Origin of the sequence: Noviherbaspirillum sp. ST9, assembly GCF_048799745.1 — a bacterium.
Classification (GTDB): domain Bacteria; phylum Pseudomonadota; class Gammaproteobacteria; order Burkholderiales; family Burkholderiaceae_D; genus Noviherbaspirillum.
Genome location: NZ_JBLWFR010000001.1, coordinates 179,029 through 199,089, shown reverse-complemented (window position 1 = coordinate 199,089; position 20,061 = coordinate 179,029). Strand labels below are relative to the sequence as shown.

General features: G+C 61.5%; 15 protein-coding genes. 3 read left to right on the top strand and 12 right to left on the bottom strand.

Annotated features, from left to right (window positions below; all coding sequences use genetic code 11):
- Nucleotides 1-144 precede the first annotated feature (144 nt).
- Complete coding sequence (locus tag ACNOHI_RS00890; RefSeq protein WP_420472746.1) at nt 145-1,812, bottom strand: long-chain fatty acid--CoA ligase; 1,668 nt, start codon at nt 1,810-1,812, stop codon at nt 145-147.
- A gap of 139 nt (nt 1,813-1,951) precedes the next feature.
- On the opposite strand from ACNOHI_RS00890, the gene gstA reads away from it, so the two are divergent.
- Together gstA and ACNOHI_RS00880 are read left to right on the top strand one after the other, a co-directional pair.
- Nucleotides 1,952-2,563 carry a glutathione transferase GstA gene (gene gstA, locus ACNOHI_RS00885; RefSeq protein ID WP_420472745.1) on the top strand — a complete coding sequence of 204 codons (612 nt, stop codon included), beginning with the start codon at nt 1,952-1,954 and terminating at the stop codon, nt 2,561-2,563.
- A gap of 51 nt (nt 2,564-2,614) precedes the next feature.
- Complete coding sequence (locus ACNOHI_RS00880) at nt 2,615-3,766, top strand: patatin-like phospholipase family protein (protein WP_420472744.1); 1,152 nt, start codon at nt 2,615-2,617, stop codon at nt 3,764-3,766.
- Here ACNOHI_RS00880 and ACNOHI_RS00875 read toward each other — a convergent pair.
- The 3 genes from ACNOHI_RS00875 to cysE are packed head-to-tail and all read right to left on the bottom strand — an operon-like array spanning nt 3,755 to nt 6,199.
- Nucleotides 3,755-4,609 carry a hypothetical protein gene (locus tag ACNOHI_RS00875; protein WP_420472743.1) on the bottom strand — a complete coding sequence of 285 codons (855 nt, stop codon included), beginning with the start codon at nt 4,607-4,609 and terminating at the stop codon, nt 3,755-3,757. The genes ACNOHI_RS00880 and ACNOHI_RS00875 overlap by 12 nt on opposite strands.
- A 50-nt stretch (nt 4,610-4,659) precedes the next feature.
- Nucleotides 4,660-5,319 (bottom strand): class I SAM-dependent methyltransferase, encoded by a 660-nt coding sequence (locus tag ACNOHI_RS00870; RefSeq protein ID WP_420472742.1) that lies wholly within the window; start codon nt 5,317-5,319, stop codon nt 4,660-4,662.
- Nucleotides 5,320-5,329: 10 nt separating this feature from the next.
- Nucleotides 5,330-6,199 carry a serine O-acetyltransferase gene (cysE, locus tag ACNOHI_RS00865; protein WP_420472741.1) on the bottom strand — a complete coding sequence of 290 codons (870 nt, stop codon included), beginning with the start codon at nt 6,197-6,199 and terminating at the stop codon, nt 5,330-5,332.
- A gap of 294 nt (nt 6,200-6,493) precedes the next feature.
- Between cysE and ACNOHI_RS00860 the strand changes: the two genes are divergently transcribed.
- Complete coding sequence (locus tag ACNOHI_RS00860; protein WP_420472740.1) at nt 6,494-6,964, top strand: metallophosphoesterase family protein; 471 nt, start codon at nt 6,494-6,496, stop codon at nt 6,962-6,964.
- Here ACNOHI_RS00860 and ACNOHI_RS00855 read toward each other — a convergent pair.
- The 8 genes from ACNOHI_RS00855 to mnmC form a co-directional block, all read right to left on the bottom strand.
- On the bottom strand, nt 6,961-8,604 hold the full coding sequence (locus ACNOHI_RS00855; RefSeq protein ID WP_420472739.1) for an NAD(P)/FAD-dependent oxidoreductase: 1,644 nt from the start codon (nt 8,602-8,604) through the stop codon (nt 6,961-6,963). The two genes, ACNOHI_RS00860 and ACNOHI_RS00855, sit on opposite strands and share 4 nt — an antisense overlap.
- A 50-nt stretch (nt 8,605-8,654) precedes the next feature.
- On the bottom strand, nt 8,655-9,101 hold the full coding sequence (locus ACNOHI_RS00850) for a PA2169 family four-helix-bundle protein (protein ID WP_420472738.1): 447 nt from the start codon (nt 9,099-9,101) through the stop codon (nt 8,655-8,657).
- Nucleotides 9,102-9,161: 60 nt separating this feature from the next.
- The gene (locus ACNOHI_RS00845) at nt 9,162-9,893 is read right to left on the bottom strand and encodes a DUF4142 domain-containing protein (protein WP_420472737.1); all 732 of its coding nucleotides are present in this window, start codon (nt 9,891-9,893) and stop codon (nt 9,162-9,164) included.
- A gap of 380 nt (nt 9,894-10,273) precedes the next feature.
- Nucleotides 10,274-11,839 (bottom strand): SpoVR family protein, encoded by a 1,566-nt coding sequence (locus ACNOHI_RS00840; protein WP_420472736.1) that lies wholly within the window; start codon nt 11,837-11,839, stop codon nt 10,274-10,276.
- Nucleotides 11,836-13,101, bottom strand: coding sequence for a YeaH/YhbH family protein (locus tag ACNOHI_RS00835; RefSeq protein WP_420472735.1), 1,266 nt, complete (start codon nt 13,099-13,101; stop codon nt 11,836-11,838). The genes ACNOHI_RS00840 and ACNOHI_RS00835 overlap by 4 nt, the downstream gene beginning before the upstream one ends.
- 246 nt (nt 13,102-13,347) lie before the next feature.
- Nucleotides 13,348-15,270: a PrkA family serine protein kinase gene (locus tag ACNOHI_RS00830; RefSeq protein ID WP_420472734.1), complete on the bottom strand. Its 1,923-nt coding sequence runs from the start codon at nt 15,268-15,270 to the stop codon at nt 13,348-13,350.
- 433 nt (nt 15,271-15,703) lie between these two features.
- Complete coding sequence (locus tag ACNOHI_RS00825; protein ID WP_420472733.1) at nt 15,704-18,100, bottom strand: AsmA family protein; 2,397 nt, start codon at nt 18,098-18,100, stop codon at nt 15,704-15,706.
- Complete coding sequence (mnmC, locus tag ACNOHI_RS00820; RefSeq protein WP_420472732.1) at nt 18,084-19,994, bottom strand: bifunctional tRNA (5-methylaminomethyl-2-thiouridine)(34)-methyltransferase MnmD/FAD-dependent 5-carboxymethylaminomethyl-2-thiouridine(34) oxidoreductase MnmC; 1,911 nt, start codon at nt 19,992-19,994, stop codon at nt 18,084-18,086. The genes ACNOHI_RS00825 and mnmC overlap by 17 nt, the downstream gene beginning before the upstream one ends.
- Between the last annotated feature and the right edge of the window lie 67 nt (nt 19,995-20,061).

Below are 20,061 nucleotides of genomic sequence, written 5' to 3'. Positions count from 1 at the left end.
ATCGATCAGGCAAGGAGCGTCCTGCCAGGAGTTTGGGCTCATTGTATAGCCCCCCGGAAAGCGCGCAACCGAATCTACATCAAGTTTTTGCGTCGATCCGATGCCTGTCTGATACCGTTATTGCTGCTTCGTGATGACAGGCTGTCAGCCTTCCTTTTTCTCCATCTCCTTTTCCTGCAGGGTGCGCCACATCACCTTCCCTGTCGCCGACTTGGGCAGGGCCTGCACGAATTCCACCAGCTTGGGCACCTTGTAGGCGGCCATCTTCTGCTGTGCCCAGGCGATGATGTCGTCTTCCGTCGCGTCCGCCCCAGGGCGCTTCACGATGACGGCCTTGACCGTCTCGCCGCGGTACGGATCGCGGGCGGCAATGATGCAGCACTCCTGCACCGCCGGGTGCTGGTACATCATGGATTCCACTTCCGCCGGCCAGACCTTGAAGCCGCTGGCGTTGATCATCCGCTTGAGACGGTCGGTGAAGAAGAAGAATCCTTCCTCATCCATGTAGCCGAGGTCGCCGGAGCGGAAAAAGCGTTTACCGTCGAGTTCGGCGAAGGATTCCTCGGTCTTGCGCGGGTCGTTCCAGTAGCCCTTGAACACCTGCGGGCCGTGGATCCAGATCTCGCCGGTTTCGCCCTGCGGAACTTCCTTCATCGTGATCGGATCGACGACGCGGGAATCCACGTTCAGGTAGGGCATGCCGAGGCATTGCTGCTTCATCCGGTTGGGCGGATTGACGTGCGATGCGGCCATGGTTTCCGACAGTCCGTAGCCTTCCATGTACTGCTGGCCGGTGAGGTCGAGCAGCTTCTGGGCGATGGCCGCCGGCATCGCCGCGCCACCGCCGGAGACGCGCTTGAGGCCGGAGATGTCGTACTCGGGCAGGCGCGGATTCGAAAGGAAATCAATCATCATGGTCGGGATCAGCGTCCACGTCGTGACCTTGTAGCGCGTGATGAGCTGGCCGGCGGCGTCGCGATCCCAGCGCGGCAGCACGACGATGGCGCCGCCGGTGTAGATCATCGAATTCATCACCGACTGCATGCCGGTGACGTGGAAGAACGGCAGCACGGCAAGCGTGACATGGTCCGGCGCCATTGGCCCCGACCAGGTCGGCGAGGCGACCGCATTGAACATCACGGAACGATGCGTATGGATGCAGCCCTTCGGCTTGCCGGTGGTGCCCGATGTATAGGGCATGCAGGCCAGGTCTTCCGGCCCCGCCTCGTGCGGACGCAGGGCATGGGCCGCGTCGAGCGCCTCCTTCCACGCGACCACGCCCGGCATGGCAGGCACGTCGCGCGGCGCGCGCACGAAGTCGGGCACGTTGAGGTCGGTAGGCTGGATCAGGTAGTCGGAATAGCTGGCGACAATCGCCTTCTGCAGCGCACCCTTGCCCAGCAGCGGCGCAGTGCGCGAGAAAATTTCCTGCGACACGATCGCCACCTTCGCGCCGCTGTCCGCGACGTAATGCTGCAACTCGTCGGTCATCAGCATCGGGTTGACAGGCACCACCATCGCGTCGGCACGCATGATCGCGTAGAAGGCGATGATGAACTGCGGACTGTTCTGCATGTTCAGCAGCACGCGGTCGCCGCGCTGCACGCCGCAAGCCTGCTGGAGATAGCCGGCGAGCGCGAGTACCTGCTCGTGCACCTGCGCATAGGACAGCACGGTGTCGTAGAAGATGATGGCGGGCTTGTTCGGATAGCGGCGCGCGGACACTTCCATGTTCACGTACACGCTGGTATCGGGGGTCGTGATGGCGTGCGGGAGTCCCGCCGGCCAGTGGGCGTAATGGGTCGTGTTCATTGTCTCCGTCTCGTTTTTATATGTGGAAAATTGATTATAGGTGGGCATGGGAAATGCTGCTGACGACACCCTCCGGCAGGATTTTTCCTGCTGCGCTACCATCCACTTTCTTCCCGCCAGATCAAGAAAGAGGTATGCCATGAAACTCTATTACTCGACCGGAACCTGCTCCCTCTCCCCGCATATTGTCCTGCTCGAAGCCGGCCTTCCGTTTGATGTCGAGCGCGTGAACCTTGCCAGCAAGAAGACCGCCGGCGGCGCGGACTACCTGGAAGTGAATCCGAAAGGCTATGTGCCGACACTGGTGCTCGACAGCGGCGACGTGCTGACGGAAGGTCCTGCCATCGTGCAGTACCTCGCCGACAAGGTGCCGGAAAAACAGCTGGTGCCGGCAGCCGGCACGATGGAACGCTACCACCTCATCGAGTGGCTCAATTTCATCTCGACGGAACTGCACAAGAGTTTCTCGCCGCTGTTCAAGCCGAACACGCCGGAGGAAACCAAGCAGGCCTACCGCGACCTCCTTGCCGCGCGGATCAACATAGTCGAGAAGCAATTGCAGGGCCGCGAATACCTGACCGGGAACCAATTCAGCGTTGCGGATGCCTACCTCTTCACCGTGCTCAACTGGGCGCGGCCGATGAAGATCGACCTGGGCCAGTGGCCCGCAGTACAGGCATACATGCAGCGGGTGGCCGCACGGCCGGCAGTCCACGCCGCCATGAAGGCGGAGGGCCTGATCAAGGAATGATCCAGTCCACACGCTGCAACCGATGATTGATCAAGGCAAGGTTGCAGGGATATGGACTCGAAAATCAAGGCAATCGGCGCCCGTCCCCGCGTCGCACTCGTCCTCCAGGGAGGCGGCGCGCTGGGCGCCTACCAGGCAGGCGTCTATCAGGCGCTGCATGAACATGGCCTGACACCCGACTGGGTGGTCGGCACTTCCATCGGCGCGATCAACGGCGCCATCATCGCCGGCAATGAGCGGGCCAACCGGCTCGACCGGCTCAAGGAATTCTGGAACGAGGTCGCGCACTCCGACCTGCTCGACATGCGCAAGGTGCCCGATCCCGCGCGCCGGCTCAACACGATGTTCACCACGCTCGATACCGTCACGCAGGGCGTGCCGGGAATGTATTCGCTGCGCTGGTTCAATCCCTTCTTCGCGGGATGGCCGGTCGAGGCGGAAGCGGCGAGCTTCTATGACACGACCCCGCTCGAGGAAACGCTGAAGCGCCTGGTCGACCTGCAATGCCTGAATGCGTCCAGCGGCATCCGCTTGACCGTCAGCGCGATCAAGGTTACCTGCGGACGGCTCGACAACTTCGACACCGCGCACCAGCCGGTCAGCATCCAGCATGTGATGGCCAGCGGCGCACTGCCGCCCGGGTTTCCACCGGTGCGCATCGACGGCGAACTCTACTGGGATGGCGGCCTGTATTCGAACACACCGCTGGAGACGGTGCTGGCGGACGAGCCACGCGTCGATACCATCTGCTTCATGGTCGACCTGTGGAGCGCCGACGGTCCGGAGCCGAATACCCTGGAGCAGGTGTACACGCGGCAGAAGGATGTGCTGTACGCCTCCCGTTCGCGCCGCCACATCGATGCCTACCTGCGCGGCCACCGTTTGCGCCGGCTGATCCGCACGCTGCGCGCGAAAGTCCCTGACCATCTGCTCGGAGAAGACGAATTGCGCGAGCTGGAAAAGGTGGGCACCGACACGACGATGCACATTGTGCGGCTCGCTTACGCCGGCCGCGACTGGCAGATGGCGTCCAAGGACATCAACTTTTCCAAGGGCTCGATCGAATGGCGCTGGGAGCAGGGCTACCTGGATGCGATGCGCGCGATCGAACACGGCGCCTGGCGCGCGGAAGCCCCGGAAGGCGCCGGCGTGCTGGTGCATGAAATCGGCCCGGACGGGCGCGAAGAACGCTTATCGAGCTGAAGCGGAGAGCACGCCCGGCTCGGCGGGCAGGCGGCACGGCAGGCCGCGCTCCGTCGTCACGTTGGCGGCGCTGTCGCCCGCGGCACCTGCGAGGCGCGACATGACGAATACGTTGCCCGCGGAGCGGTCGACGCGGATCGGACGGATGTCCGCCAAATCCGACCAGGCGCTGACCGATTTCCAGGTATTGCTCGCCTTGTTCAGGACCTGGAGGAAGTACTGGCCATCCTGCCGGCGCACGCGCGCGCCCACTGTGCCGTCGACATCCATGATCCAGCGCGTTATCTCGCCACTGTTCTTCCACACCATCTCCACATTGCCGGTGACGGGATCGGCGGAATAGACATCGAATACGGCTGGGTCGCGCCGGTTGCTGACGATGACCAGCTTGCCGGACGGGGCATCACCCGCATGGATCACGTGCGAGGTGCTGCCTTTCCATGGCGTGAGGTTGACCGGCGTCGCGCCGGGGTGGTCGGTATCGATCAGCATGACCTGGGTGTTGCCGCCCCCGGCGGGATCGGCTTCATGAATCAGGTGGCGGCTGTCGCAGGACCAGTAGGGCAGGTTGCGTCCAAGCCGGAACACGGCCGCATCCCCGCCCTCCACGTTGCGCACGAAGGTCGTGACTTCCCTGCCGTACTGGGCATGCCAGAGCAGCTTCCTGCCGTCCGGCGAGGTCTTGCTGCCGCTGGGGGCATCGATGCTGGCGACGAATTTGCGAAGCGGATCGGGCGCGGGCAGTTGGGTGGCTGCAGGCGAAGGCAGGGCCGGCCATCCGGCACAGCCTGCGAGCAGGCACACGCCGCCTGTTAACACGATGCGCGATGCGATCGATGCCATGTTGTCATTCCTTGGAGAGCAGGGATAGCCGCAGAGTATAAAGCATTACCTCAGCGTTTTCGGGCCAGGGTGAGCCCGTCTCCAAGGGGCAGCATCGACAGGTCGATACGTGCGTCGTCACGCAGGAGCAGGTTGAATGCCTGCAAGGCGGCGGTGTCCTCGTCCGCAGGTGCCTGCGCTACCTTTCCTCCCCACAGCACGTTGTCGACAGCGATCAGGCCTCCCTGCCGGAGCAGGACCAGGCAACGTTCGTAATAGGCGGCGTAACCAGTCTTGTCCGCATCAATGAAGGCGAAGTCGAAACTGTCCGCCCTGCCCTCGGCAATCAGTGCATCCAGTGTCTCGAGCGCGGGAGCAATGCGCAGGTCGATCTTGTGCGACATGCCGGCCTTGTCCCACCAGGTGCGCGCTACGTCGGTGTATTCGCGGCTGATGTCGCAAGCGACGACGCGTCCGTCCTCCGGCAGCGCAAGGGCGACGGCCAGCGCGCTGTAGCCGGTGAAGGTGCCGATCTCGATGGTGTTGCGCGCACCGAGCAAGCGCACCAGCAGTTGCATGAACTGCCCCTGCTCCGCCGCGATCTGCATGCTGGCACGCGGATGGCTGCGATTGGCGTCGCGCATTGCGGCCAGCACAGGATGGTCGCGCAGGGAAACATCGAGCAGGTAGCGATAAAGCGTGTCGTCGAGATTCAGCGTGCGTGTGGTCATGAGGGCTTTCTCAGATCGTCTGGTCCATTTCATCCGACGGGCAGCTGTCGTCGCGGTGATGCCTGACCACGCGCGCCGGCACACCGGCAACAGTGCAGTGCGCAGGCACGGGCCGCAGCACGACGCTGCCCGCGGCGATCTTGCTCATGGTGCCGACCTCGATGTTGCCGAGGATCTTGGCACCCGCGCCGATCATCACGCCGCTACGGATCTTCGGATGGCGGTCGCCGTGCTCCTTGCCGGTGCCGCCCAGGGTCACGTTCTGCAGGATGGACACATGGTCCTCGACGACCGTCGTCTCGCCGATCACGATGCCGGTAGCGTGATCGAACATCACGCCGCAACCGATGCGCGCCGCCGGGTGGATATCGACACCCAGCGCCACGGATGCCTGGTTCGACAAGGCAAAGGCCAGCGCCTGGCGCCCGTCCTGCCATAGCGCATGCGCGATGCGATACGCCTGCAGCGACTGGAAACCCTTCAGGTTGAGCACTACATGCAGGAGGTTGGGGCATGCCGGATCGCGGTCCTTTACCGCGGCGAGGTCCGCTGCTGCCCGTTGGGCAATGCCGGGTGTGTCGCGCATTGCGCTGTCGAACAACTCACGCAGTGCAGCCTCCGGCAGATCCTCGGTGGCGAGCCGGCGCGCGATTACCGCTGCAATCGCTGCGTCAAGCGTCGGCCGGTCCAGCACCATCGTCTTCAGGCGCGGCAGCAGCAGCGGCTCCTGCGCCGCCGTCTGTTCCGCCTCGGCACGGATCTCCAGCCAGATACCCTCCTGCGTCCACGTCTGTCTCGCCTCCACGCTTGCAGCGGGCGCCGTCAGCAGCGAAGCCGGAATCGCACTTCTCCGGGCGAGGGTGGCTTCGGTCGTGTTCATATCTATCCTTTCAATGGCGCAATAGCGCCGCCCGAAAAAGCAAAATGGCCGCAGGTCTCGTGAACTCTGCGGCCATCGGAATCTGTCGAATACGCGTGCGTCAGTCGGCAGGCCCCAAAGGCCGGCCCGGGCAACAAAACTGTGCGGAAACAACGCGCTTGTTCATATGTCCAAACAAAAAGAGAATATGCATAGTGCAAAAACTTCTATGGCCATTAAAGCACAATTCCGATCACGCTGCCAAAGCGGCGCGTTTCTTGCAATCCCCGTCACTTTTGCATTTTTATTAACAAGATGGAACGTATACGCATCGGCCTGATCTCTGATACGCACAACCTGCTGCGCACCGAGGCGCGCATTGCGCTGAAGGGGGTCGACCACATCATCCATGCGGGGGACATCTGCGACGGCAGCGTACTGCGCGATCTGGAAGCGATCGCGCCGGTGACAGCGGTGCGCGGCAACAACGACCGTGGCACGTGGGCGGAGACGTTGCGCGAAAGGGAACGCATCGAGATCGGCGGCGTGCCGATCTATGTCGTGCACGACCTGCATGACCTTGACGTCGTGCCGGAAACTTGCGGCATCAAGGTCGTCATTACCGGACATTCGCACCGGCCGCTGATGAAGATGGAAAACGGCGTGCTCTACATGAATCCCGGCAGCGCGGGGCCCAGACGGTTTACGCTGCCGGTATCGATCGGGTTCCTCGAGATTGCTGGCGGACGAGCGAAAGGCCGTCTGCAGACGCTCGAGGTCGATTAGTAAATCTGCTCGCCACCCTGCGACCCGCCGCGCGCCTCCGCGCCGCCCGTCATGCTGAGCGCAACGGCCTCGGCCACCTTGATGCCGTCCACGCCCGCCGACAGGATGCCGCCCGCATACCCGGCGCCCTCACCTGCGGGGAACAGTCCCTTCACGTTCAGGCTCTGGAAGTTGTCCAGCCGCTTGATGCGTACCGGCGACGACGTGCGCGTCTCCACACCGGTCAGCACGGCATCCGCCATCGCATAACCGCGGATCTGCCGCTCGAAAGCAGGGATCGCCTCGCGCATTGCTTCGATGGCATACGCCGGCAGCGAAGTCGCAAGATCCGTGAGTTTGACGCCGGGCTTGTACGACGGCTGCACGGAACCGAATTCCTTCGACGCCCGTCCATTCAGGAAATCGCCGACGAGCTGGCCGGGCGCGTCATAATTGCCGCCGCCCATTTCAAAGGCGCGCGATTCCAGCTCGCGTTGGAAATCGATGCCGGCAAGGGGATGCCGGTCGCCGCCGAAATCTTCCGGCATGATCCCAACGACGAAGCCGCTGTTGGCGTTGCGTTCATTGCGCGAATACTGGCTCATGCCATTCGTCACCACGCGCCCCGTTTCCGACGTGGCCGCCACCACCGTGCCACCGGGGCACATGCAGAAGCTGTACACCGCGCGCCCGTTGCGGGCGTGGTGCACAAGCTTGTAGTCGGCAGCGCCGAGGATCGGATGGCCGGCAAACTTGCCGAAGCGCGCGCGGTCGATCACCGACTGCGGATGCTCGATGCGGAAGCCGATCGAGAAAGGCTTGGCTTCCATGTACACGCCGCGCTCGTACAACATCTGGAAGGTGTCGCGCGCACTGTGGCCGACGGCCAGCACGACATGATCCGTCGCAATGCGCTCGCCGCCTTCCAGCACCACGCCGCGCATCTGGCCGCTGTCGATGTCGAGGTCCGTGACCTTCGCCTCGAAACGGAATTCGCCACCGAGTTCGGTGATCGTCTCGCGCATCGCCTCCACCATTTTCACGAGGCGGAAGGTGCCGATGTGCGGCTTGCTCACGTAGAGGATTTCCTCGGGCGCATAGGCCTTCACGAATTCCGTCAACACCTTGCGGCCATAGTGTTTCGGATCCTTGATCCCGCTATGCAGCTTGCCGTCCGAGAAAGTACCGGCGCCGCCTTCGCCGAATTGCACGTTCGATTCCGGATTGAGGTCGCGCTTGCGCCATAGTCCCCAGGTGTCCTTGGTACGCTCGCGCACGACCTTGCCGCGTTCGAGGATGATCGGACGGAATCCCATCTGTGCGAGGATCAGCGCGGCGAAGATGCCGCAGGGACCAAAGCCGATGATAACCGGGCGGGAAGTGAGCTGCGCGGGCGCCTGCGCGACGACCTTGTAGCTGGTATCGGGCGCAATGGTGACATTTGGCAATGCGCGTGCGAGTACTGACGCCTCGTCCTTCACCTCGACATCGACTGTATAGACCAACGTGATCTGGCTGCGCCGGCGCGCATCGTAGCCGCGGCGGAAGAGGTTGACGACGAGCAGGTCGGCGTCGGCGATCTTCAGGCGGTCAAGAACGGCCGCGCGCAAGGCGGATTCGGGATGGTCGAGCGGGAGGATGACGTTGGTGAGTCGCAGCATGCGGAGAACCTTCAGGGAAGGCCGCTATTTTACCGCAGGCATCCTCCGCGCTAGCTACGGTATTGGTCGCGCAGACTCTTTACCTGGTCATGATTCTGCAACACCCCCTGATACTGGCGTTCGACCACCGTGCGTACGCTCTCCGGCAAGTTACGGGTCAGCGCCTGGCTGTAACTGCTGACGGCCATGGACTCGCCGCGTTCGCACTCCTGGAGCACGGCGCGGTCATCCTTGCCGGTGATCAGCGCCTTGATGTCGATCCAGCGGCGATGCACGGCGCTGCCGAGACTGCTGCTGTTGTCAGGATCGCCACCATAGGCACGAACCAGGCTCTGCAGTTCCAGCGCGGCGGCCGCGCAGGACTGGGCGCGGTTGGTGAAAAAAGTTTTCAGACGCGTATCGCTGGCGTCCAGCGCGCAAGTGCGAAAGCCTTCGTCCCCATCCTTGCAGGTTTCGATCAGCCCATTCAGTACGGAAATCACTTCGTCATTTGTCATGCTCGCTCTGCTCCACGCCCCAGCCCCTGCGGGCCGGGGAAAATTGAACGCACTTGCGGCTTATTGCTTGGCCGGGCTGGTGCTGTTGGATGAGCCGGATGTGCCCGACGCGCCGGACTTCTTGTCAGAGCCGGACGAACCCGAGGAGGACCCGGACGCCGACGTTCCTGCCGGGCCCTGGGATCCCGATGCCGAGCTCTTCGCGTTGCTGGTTTCCTGCGCCAAGGTCAGGTGCTGGTTAACGATTGGCTCCATCTTCGCAGCCAGTGCCTTCAGATCCTGATCGGTGGCGCGGGTCTGGGCGCGCTGCAGCAGCTTGTGCGTATCGCGATGGTCGCTCATGCCGCCCTGCTTCAGATACTGCTTGTCGAACTTGTCGCCTTCCAGCGCCGACAGCTTCTTCGCGGCCGCCTGGTGTTTCTTGTCCGGCTCGGTCGGCAGAGTCACCCCCTTGGCTTGGGCAAGCTGTTCCAGTTCCTTCTGCGACTGCTGGTGGTCATCGATCATTTTCTGCGCGAAGTTACGCACCTGGTCGTTCTTGGATTGACTCAGCGCAATCTTGCCGGTTTCGATCTCCGCGAGATTCGACATGGCCATGTCGTGCATGATCTTCTGGTCGGACTTGCTCAGGGACTTGCCTGCGGCATCCTTACCGGCACTTGCACTGCTGCTCGCGCTTTGCCCTGCTGAACCGGACGCGCTGCTCGACTGGGCTTGCACGGAGGACGCGCCGAACAGCATCGCGAGCACGGCAATCCCGAGCATGCGGTTGAGAATTTGACGTTTTTGCATATGGATCTCCTGCGGGAACGTGACGGCAATAGCCGGGGAATGACATCCTTGGATGCCTCGTGCCGATTAGGCAATGTGCGTGCCAGTGCCGTCCACGCGCATAGGCCAGTGACACAAGAAGATCCGGTGGAAGAGACTACAGAGAGACGGAAAAAATTACAGGTAGAGCATTCACACAAAGTGGATGCACAAAAAAAAGTGCCAAAGCTTGCGCTTTGGCACAAGTCTTGCCGGATCGCTCCGGCAAGCGCCCATGAAAAGGCGGCATGGCGAGTCGCACCCGCTAACAGGCCTGAAGGCCCGCAGCCGGTTGCGAAGGACGCCGCGCGCCGTGAGGCGCTCCCCTTTCCTCGCGGCGTCCCCGCAAACCTGATGTCTCTCTAGCCGCGCTGCCTCTTTTCACATTTGCATTCGATCGAACTCATCACATTGCCTTGCGGATCGACGGTTTCCAGCACGACATCGAAGCCCCACAGGCGCGTGACATGCTTGAGCACTTCTTCCGCTTGCCCGTTCAAGGGCCGGCGCAGGTACTGGTTGTGGCGCAAGGTCAGCGAACGCTGGCCGTGCGTATCGACCGACCAGACCTGGATGTTGGGCTCCCGGTTATGCATGTTGTACTGACCCGCCAGTTGCTCGCGCAGGTAGCGATAACCGTCGTCGTCATGGATGGCGGAAATCTGCAGCTTGTCCTTCTTGTCGTCGTCCAGCACGGCAAAGAAGTGGAAGTCGCGGATCAGCTTGGGCGACAGGTATTGCGAGATGAAGCTCTCGTCCTTGAAATTGCGCATCGCAAAGTCGAGCGTCTTCTTCCAGTCGCTTCCGGCGATGTCCGGGAACCATTGGCGGTCCTCATCCGTCGGCTCTTCGCAGATGCGACGAATGTCGCGCATCATCGCGAAGCCCAGCGCATACGGATTGATGCCGTTGAAGTACTTGCTGGTCACCGGCGGCTGGTACACCACGTTGGTGTGGCTCTGCAGGAACTCCATCATGAAGCCGTTGCCGACGATGCCTTCGTCGTACAACTGGTTGAGGATGGTGTAGTGCCAGAAGGTGGCCCAGCCTTCATTCATCACCTGCGTCTGGCGCTGCGGATAGAAGTACTGTGAAATCTTGCGAACGATGCGCACGATCTCGCGCTCCCACGGCTGCAGCAGGGGCGCGTACTTCTCGATGAAGTACAGCAGGTTTTCCTGCGGCTCGGGCGGGAACCGGTTTGGCGCAGCCTCGGTCACGACTTCGGCCCTGCGCGGCAGCGTGCGCCACAGGTCGTTGACCTGCGATTGCAGGTAGGCTTCACGCTCTTCCTGGCGTTCGCGCTCCTTCGCCAGCGACAGCTTTGCCGGACGCTTGTAGCGGTCCACGCCGTAGTTCTGCAGCGCATGGCAGGAATCGAGCAGCAGCTCCACGGCTTCGATGCCGTAACGCTGTTCGCACTCGGCGATGTAGTTCTTCGCGAACACCATGTAATCGATGATCGCATCCGCATCGGTCCAGGTGCGGAACAGGTAGTTGCCCTTGAAGAAGGAGTTGTGGCCGTAGGACGCGTGCGCGATTACCAGCGCCTGCATCGTCAGGCTGTTCTCTTCCATCAGGTAGGCGATGCAGGGATCGGAGTTGATGACGATCTCGTACGCCAGTCCCATGTGGCCGCGGCGATAGCTCTTCTCGGTCGACAGGAAGTGCTTGCCGAAGGACCAGTGCGCATACGACACCGGCATGCCGACGGAGGCGTAGGCATCCATCATCTGCTCGGCGGTGATGATTTCGAGCTGGTTCGGGTAGGTATCCAGGCCGAAGTTCTCGGCCACGCGACGGATCTCGCTGTGCGCCTGCTCGATCAGTTCAAACGTCCACTCCGACTGATCCGGCAGGCGGACAGGCTTGACCGCCTTCTTCCGGCCGGTCTTCTTCACGGGGGCTTTGTCGAGGACTTTGATCATTTTGGTTGCTTCTTGAACAGTTCCCGGAACACCGGATAGATATCAGCCGGCGACTCGATCTTCTGCTGCGCAAAGTGCGGGTGATAGTCCTGGACCTGCAGGTACTCGTACCACAGGTTCTGCGGCTCGCCGTCGGTGATCTCGACGTAGGCGTAGTACTGCACCAGCGGCATGATCTTCTCGACCAGCAGTTCGCGGCAGGTCACCGAGTCGTTGTCCCAGTTGTCGCCGTCCGAGGCCTGCGCGACGTAGATGTTCCAGTCACTGGTGGAATAACGCTCGTTGATGACCTTGTCGAGCAGGTGCAGCGCCGAGGACACGACCGTGCCGCCCGATTCGCGGGAATTGAAGAACTCGTCTTCCGTGACTTCGGTCGCCTGCGTATGGTGGCGGATGAAGACCACTTCAATTTTCTCGTAGGCGCGTTCGAGGAACAGGTAGAGCAGGATGAAGAAGCGCTTGGCCGCATCCTTCTTCGCCTGATCCATCGATCCCGACACGTCCATCACGCAGAACATGACGGCCTGGCTGGATGGCTTGGGCACCTTGATGCGGTTGCTGTAGCGCAGGTCGATCGGATCGAGGAAGGCGATGCCTTCCAGCTTTGCGCGCAGGTGATGGATTTCCTTGCGCAACGCGATGATGCGATGGTCATCCTCGAACGTCGTCTTGAGCAGCTCGTTCATCTCCTGCTCCGCCTCGCGCAGGCGCTTGCGCGACTTCGCACCGACGGCAATGCGGCGACCAATGGCCCCGCGCATGGAACGCAGCACGTGAATGTTGGTCGGCGTGCCGGAAATGGTGTAGCCGGCCCGCTGGTTGCGGAACTCGGTAATGGAGGTGAGCTGCGTCTTGACGAGGTTGGGCAGTTCGAGGTCTTCGAAGAAGTAGTTCATGAACTCTTCGCGCGTCAGCTCGAAGGTGAAATCGTCTTCGGTGATTTCCTCGCTGTTGCCCGCCTTACCCTTGCCGGACCCGCCGCCGCCTTTCGGCCGCTGGATCTGGTCGCCTTTCTGGTACTGGTCATTGCCCGGTCGGACAACTTCCCAGATCCCGCCATGTGCGTGCCCGAAACTGGGTTCGCCGATGTCCTTGACGGGGATGGATACTTTTTCGCCTTTCTCGACCTCGGTGATCGAGCGGCCCTTGATGGCGCGTTGGACGGCGTCCTTGATCTGGCCCTTGTAACGCCGCAAGAAGCGTTCGCGGTTGATCGCGGACTTGTTCTTGCCCTGCAGACGCCGGTCGATGAGGTGAGCCAAAATGCCTCCTGAAACTGTATGGGCGTTGTTTTCTCCCTCTCTCGTGGTTAGGGCGCGGCCGGAAGCGCGCCTTGTCGCCCCTTCCCCTTCAAGGGGAAGGCCGGGATGGGGATGGGTTTCGGCCGTGCATCAAAAATACTTGAAACCCATCCCCTCCCTAACCCTCCCCTTGAAGGGGAGGGGACTACAAGGCCTTGCAACCTGCAGCTCACCCTCAGCCTGAGGCATGAGAGGGGATTTACTACATCACGACGACTTGCGAACCCGCAGATACCACTCGCAGAGCAGACGAACCTGCTTCGCGGTGTACCCCTTGGCGACCATGCGCGACACGAACTCCTGGTGCTTGTTCGCATCGTCGGCGCTGGCCTTGGCGTTGAACGAGATCACCGGCAGCAGTTCCTCGGTGTTCGAGAACATCTTCTTCTCGATCACGGTGCGCAGCTTTTCGTAGCTGGTCCATGCCGGGTTCTTGCCGTTGTTCTGTGCACGCGCGCGCAACACGAAGTTGACGATCTCGTTGCGGAAGTCCTTCGGGTTGGAAATCCCCGCCGGCTTCTCGATCTTCTCGAGCTCGCTGTTCAGCGAATCACGGTCGAAGCTCTCGCCGGTATCCGGGTCGCGGAATTCCTGGTCCTGGATCCAGAAGTCGGCAAACGTGACATAACGGTCGAAGATGTTCTGGCCATACTCGGAATAGCTCTCGAGGTAGGCCGTCTGGATCTCCTTGCCGATGAACTCGACGTAACGCTGCGCCAGGTACTCCTTGATGTAAGACATGTACTTCTGCTCGGTCTCGGGCGGGAACTGCTCGCGCTCGACCTGCTGCTCGAGGACATACAGGAGGTGCACCGGGTTGGCGGCGATTTCGGTGTTGTCGAAGTTGAAGACCTTGGACAGGATCTTGTACGCGAAACGGGTCGACAGGCCGTTCATGCCTTCGTCCACGCCGGCGTAGTCGGTGTACTCCTGGCGCGACTTCGCCTTCGGATCGGTGTCCTTCAGGTTCTCGCCGTCATACACCTGCATCTTGGAGAAGATGCTGGAGTTTTCCGGCTCCTTCAGGCGCGACAGCACCGCGAACTGCGCCATCATCTTCAGCGTGCCCGGCGCGCAAGGCGCCTTGCCCAGCGAAGAGCTGGTGATGAGTTTGTCGTAGATCTTGATCTCTTCCGATACGCGCAGGCAGTACGGCACCTTCACGATATAGATACGGTCGAGGAATGCTTCGTTGTTCTTGTTGTTGCGGAAGGCCTTCCACTCGGACTCGTTCGAGTGGGCCAGCACAACGCCGTCGAAGGGAATCGCGCCGAAGCCTTCGGTGCCCTTGTAGTTGCCTTCCTGCGTTGCGGTCAGCAGCGGGTGCAGCACCTTGATCGGCGCCTTGAACATTTCGACGAATTCCATCAGGCCCTGGTTCGACAGGCACAGGCCGCCGGAGTAGCTGTAGGCGTCCGGATCGTCCTGCGAGTAGTCTTCCAGCTTGCGGATGTCGACCTTGCCGACCAGGGAAGAAATGTCCTGGTTGTTTTCGTCACCCGGCTCGGTCTTCGAAATCGCGATCTGCTTCAGCACCGACGGGTAACGCTTGACCACGCGGAACTGGTTGATGTCGCCGTTGAACTCGTGCAGGCGCTTCACTGCCCACGGGCTCGGGATGGTCTTGAGATAACGGCGGGGAATGCCGAAGTCCTCTTCGAGGATGGCGCCATCTTCTTCCGCATTGAAGAGACCGAGCGGCGATTCATTCACCGGCGATCCCTTGATGCAGTAGAAGGGAACGTGCTCCATCAGCGACTTGAGCTTTTCCGCGATGGAGGACTTGCCGCCGCCGACGGGGCCGAGCAGGTAGAGGACCTGCTTGCGCTCTTCGAGGCCTTGTGCGGCATGACGGAAATAGGAGACGACCTGCTCGATGACTTCCTCCATTCCGTAGAACTCACGGAATGCCGGATAGATCTTGATAACCTTGTTGGCGAAGATGCGCGAGAGACGCGGATCGTGGCGTGTATCGATCAGCTCGGGCTCGCCAATCGCTTCGAGCATGCGCTCGGCGGCAGTGGCATAAGCAAGGCGATCGCGCTTGCACAACTCCAGATATTCTTGCAGGGAGTATTCCTCTTCCCGTGTCCGCTCATACCGTGCTGCGTAGTTGTCAAAGATCTTCATTGGGCTTCCTTTGATGTATGTCGTACCGGTCGTGTGGGTCTCGGATACAGAATTGATTTTCCACTCCGCAATTTAATAATACGCAGAAAATTTTCTCGTCGATAGGAAATTTTTCGCTTTTTTTTGTGCGTGAAAATAGTTGAGAAAAAGGCTTTCAACTTCTTCTTTTCAAAGCGGAATTTATCGCGAATTTTTCTGCAGAATCGATTCGAATCGGCAAAACTTTTTCGCGCAGAAATTGTCGCGATGCGATGACCACGATGCAGAATTGCGACACTCGAAGTGCGCTGTCGCACGAAGACAAAAAAAGTTGTGCGCACGCGTCAACCGATAGATGCATGCAATCGTTGGATGGGGATCGGCATAGCAAATGCTCTGCAACATTTTTCTTGCGCAGCAGGGATGTTCGAGTATATTGGTGTTGTAACTCAGGCTACCTGCCCAACAAACCCTTCAGCTTCTCCTGAAGCTGACCGCGGACTTTTTCTTTCTGTTCGTCGAGCGACTTCTCCGCTTTCGCCCGCACTTCTTCTTTCCGCTCATCGAGTTTCTGTTTCGCGAGTTCGCTCGCCATGCCCGCGAGGTCGACACGCCATCCGATGGCGTTGAAGGGACCGGACAGGCGTACCGGCACCGTCAGCCCCTTCAATGACTGCAACTCAGGTCCGCCCTGTCCTTGCAAGGTAGAGACAATGGTTGTGCGCGCAAGGTAGTCCAGCCGGTTTTCCGCGAGATGGATATCGCCCGAACCCGCAACGCGTACCAGCGGTGACTTGATGAGCAGGTCTTCGTTGTGCGCCACACCATTGACGATGCGGAAGCTTCCCGTCAACTCGCTGAAGTCGGTTTTTTGCATCGCCGATCCGACACCGCCCTGCGCTTTTTCGTCGCCGCGGATTTGGACGATGCGTGCTTTCGCATCGCGGATGGTCTGTGCAATATTGACACCGCGGATGGCGCCGTCGCGCAGCTCCATTCGTGCGCTTCCGTTCAAGCCCTGCTTTATCTGGGTGAAGGTCATGCCGGTCGAGGTGACGTCGAGCTGGACATTGCCCTTTCCTTCCAGCGTGTCCTTGTCGATTGCATCTTTCATCAGCGGACCGATATCGATGCCAGTCAAGGACTGACGCACGGCGAAGCGCGCAGGGTTGCCTGCGGTGACACTGAGTGCGCCTGCGAGGCTTCCCCCGTACAGGTTGGCGGAAAGCGGTTGGATGTCCAGTTTTCCACCTGCCGCTCGCATGTCCAGGCGCGCGTTGGACGTCTTGATGTTGGCCACCTTGAAGGTGCCGATCCGCACGCTGCCGCTTGCATGCAGTTTTCGCAGTGCATCAAAATTCAGCGGTGCCTCCGCCGCCGTCCCCTTTCCGGCCGGTGCCGCAGCTGGCACCGGCTTGCTGCGATAGCGGTCAAGGTCGAGCTGGTCAATACCCACATCGAATGTATACATCAGCGGCGATAAGTCGCTGATGCCGATCTTCGCCCGGAAGGCGCTCTGGTCGAGACTGCCATTCAGCATGGCGGAACCGGATTGCTTGCCGTAGTCCAGGGCCGCATTACCGACGGCCTTCAGCGCCATCGCGCCGCCCGCCGGATTGGGCAGGGTGAAACCGGCATTGATCTTGTGCAGTTCGGCATACCGTTTTCCCAGGTCGACCGTGAGCGGCGTAACCAACGTGCCGTTGATCGCCGTCGTTCCCTGCTTGCCGTCCAGTGCCAACGTCATCTGTGGTGAAGTGAACAGCAACTTGTCGATATCGCCGTTGAGCGCGCCGGACAGCTTCAGCTTTGCATCGAGGGGGCCGTCCCGTACCACGCCGTCGACCGACAGCGCAGGTACGCGAAAAGACTTCGGACTTCCTTCAAAGGAAGGCAAGGTAAAGCTGGCGCTCATGTTGCGCGCGCCCTCCGCCGCACGGACCTCACCCTGCACCTTGCCGCCGCTGACCGTCGTGTCCGTCACCGAAAGGCGCGGGATATCAAACCTTGCTTCGATGGCTTCGCCGCCGCGCTTGCCCTTCGCCGCGAACTTGATGGCATCGAGCGTAAAGCGCTTTGCCGCCGGCTGGAGATCGGCGTCGCCCGCCAGCTTCAGATCGAGATTCGACATGCCGGCGAGCGCGCCCTGCAATGCAGCATCGAGCCCCTTGAGGTTCGCATGCTGCTTGTCGGGATCGAACGTGAATCCTGTCTTGAGCGAGACTTGGGCGTCGATGGCCGGCTCGTTGCCCTTGATGTGCGCCGACAGTTGCAGCGCTCCCGGCACGCGTGCGGCAATCTTCCCGGTTTCCAGGTCGAGGTCAGCGATCGAGAGCTTGCGCCCCTGCTGCTGGTCGTCAACCTGAAGTTGCGCCTTCTTCAACACGATGCCGTCGATGTCGAACCGGAACTGCTGCCCTGGCTCGCCTTTCGGCTCGGCCGCTGGTTCTTCCTGCGCAAGCAGATCGTCGTAATTGGTGCTGCCATCCTTGAAGCGGCGAATGTTGGCATGCAAACCCTCGATGCGCACCTGGTCGACCACGAGCTGTTTCGATAGCAGCGGGATCAGCGCCAGCGAGACGCGCGCGCTTTCCACGGACGCGAATTCGGCGTTGCCCTTGTGCTCGGAAATGCTGAGTTTGCCCAGCTCCGCGCCGATCTTTGGAAAAAAGCTGAGCTTGATCTCACCCGGAATGGCCAGCGTGCGCTGCTTCTTTTCCTGCACCAGGCGGATGAGTTGCGGCTTGTAGTCGTTCGGGTCGAACGTTGCGGCAAGGTAGGCGGCGGCTCCGGCGAGCAGCACGAGCACCCCTGCAATGACGAGAAGAATGGTTTTATAGGTCTTTCGCATCTTGTCCCGGCTCGGTCCCGCTGCGCCGATAGGCTTTCAGCGCGAATCGGGCGGGATCGAGTGCCTCGGCGAGTTCACGTTCGATCGGTAGCGGCTCCCCTTCCAGCATGGACGCGAGCAGTTCGGCTGCGAACGGCGCCCAGACAATACCGCGCGAGCCATAGGCCATCAGTCCGTACAGGCCAGGCAGCCGCGGCACGTCGCGCAGGCGGCTGCCGGCAACCGGCAAGGAGGCATTCGGCAAGGCGCCAACCAGGGGCAGCCTGTCAGGCGACACGCAACGAAAGCCTACCCGCCCGGCAAGGGCAATATTGACGTCCGCTCGCGGCAGTACCTGTTTCAACCGCGCCAGGTTCTCGTCGTGGCTGGCCTGCCGCAATTCCGTATCGCTATCGAAGTCGTAGGATGCACCCACGCAGCACATCCCGTTGGCCGGCCGTGTCACATATCCTTCGCCGCAAAGCACCACTGGCAGCGCGGGTAATGCCTCTGCCGGCACATGCGTCACCTGTCCGCGTATCGCGCTCAGGGGTAATGCTTGTGTTTGAGGAAAGGAAGTTGCAATAGTTCCATTGGCGAGGATGACAACCGGCGCCTCCGCCAAGACGTCTCCACAACTGTCGCGGACTTGCCAGCCCGCCGCCGTGCGTTCCAGCGCCGCCACCTCCTTGCTGAAACGCCGCTGCAAGCCGTCGCCGCAAGCGCGAAGCAGCGCATCGCACAGGCTGGACGGCGTCACCCATCCGCCGCGCGGAAAGAAGCACGCCCCTTCCGACCCGCTGGCGCCGGTCAGCGCCTCGACCGCGCATCCGTCCATCCAGCGCACGAAATCCTCCGGGAAGCCGAGTGTTGCCACCGCGTGCGCCGCATCCGGCGCAAGGTGGAGCACACCGCAGGACTCCCCTGCGAATGCCCGCCCGATTCCACCGAGGCGGTCCCAGGTGCGCACGGTGTACAGAAAGGCCGCTCGCAGCAGCCGCGACGAGATATTGTCGTCCTTCGACAGCAGGGGCATCGCAATGCCGGCCAGGTTGCCGGAGGCTTCCTGCGCCGGCCGGTCATGCCGTTCGATCAGGGTCACTTGCCAGCCGCGTGCGGCAAGTCGCTCGCAGGCAGTGCTGCCGGCAATCCCGGCGCCGATCACGATGGCATGACGTTCGATCGCTCCTTGCCGGGTCGTGGTTTGCCAGCGCGGCGCATATCGTGCCGCCAGCATGTCGCGCTTGCGCCCGAAACCCGGCCGCTTTTCGCAGAGAAATCCACCCTGCCCCAGCGCCTGCCGCACAGCGGCGGACACGGTGTAGGTCGCCGCCGTTGCATCCGGCGCGGCGAGGCGGTTCAGGCGCACAAGCACTTGCGGCGCCCACATGTCGGGATTCTTGCTCGGCGCGAAACCGTCGAGGTAGAACGCGTCCGCCACCGCATCGATCTGGGGCAGGCAATCGGCGATGTCGCCGAATGCCAGTGTCAGGACGACGCGCCCCTCCTCGAGTTCAATGCGATGAAATCCTGCAACCAGCACCGGCCACGCCTGGAGCAATTGCGCAGAAAGCGATGCCAACTCCGGCCAGAGCGCGTGCAATTGCACGAGATCACGCGCAGAGAAAGGATGCTTTTCGATCGCGACGTAATGCAGCCTGGCGCTGCGCCGCCGATCGTTTCGCCACGCCTGCCAAGTGGCGAGGAAGTTCAGTCCGAGGCCAAAGCCGGTCTCCATAATGGTGAAGCCGTGTCGATCCGCCCAGCGCTCCGGCAACCCGTTCCCGGCGAGGAAAACATGCCGCGCCTGCTCAAGGCCGCCATCGGCCGAGTGGTAGACATCGCCGTAGGCGTCGGCGTAGGGAATGCCGTTGACGGTGGACAGGACTGCGGGCTGGAGGCGATGGCCGGGCATGGGACAGGCAGAAAAGGAGACAATGGCGACATTGTAGAGCTTGTCCTATCTTCAAACCCGTGCAAAA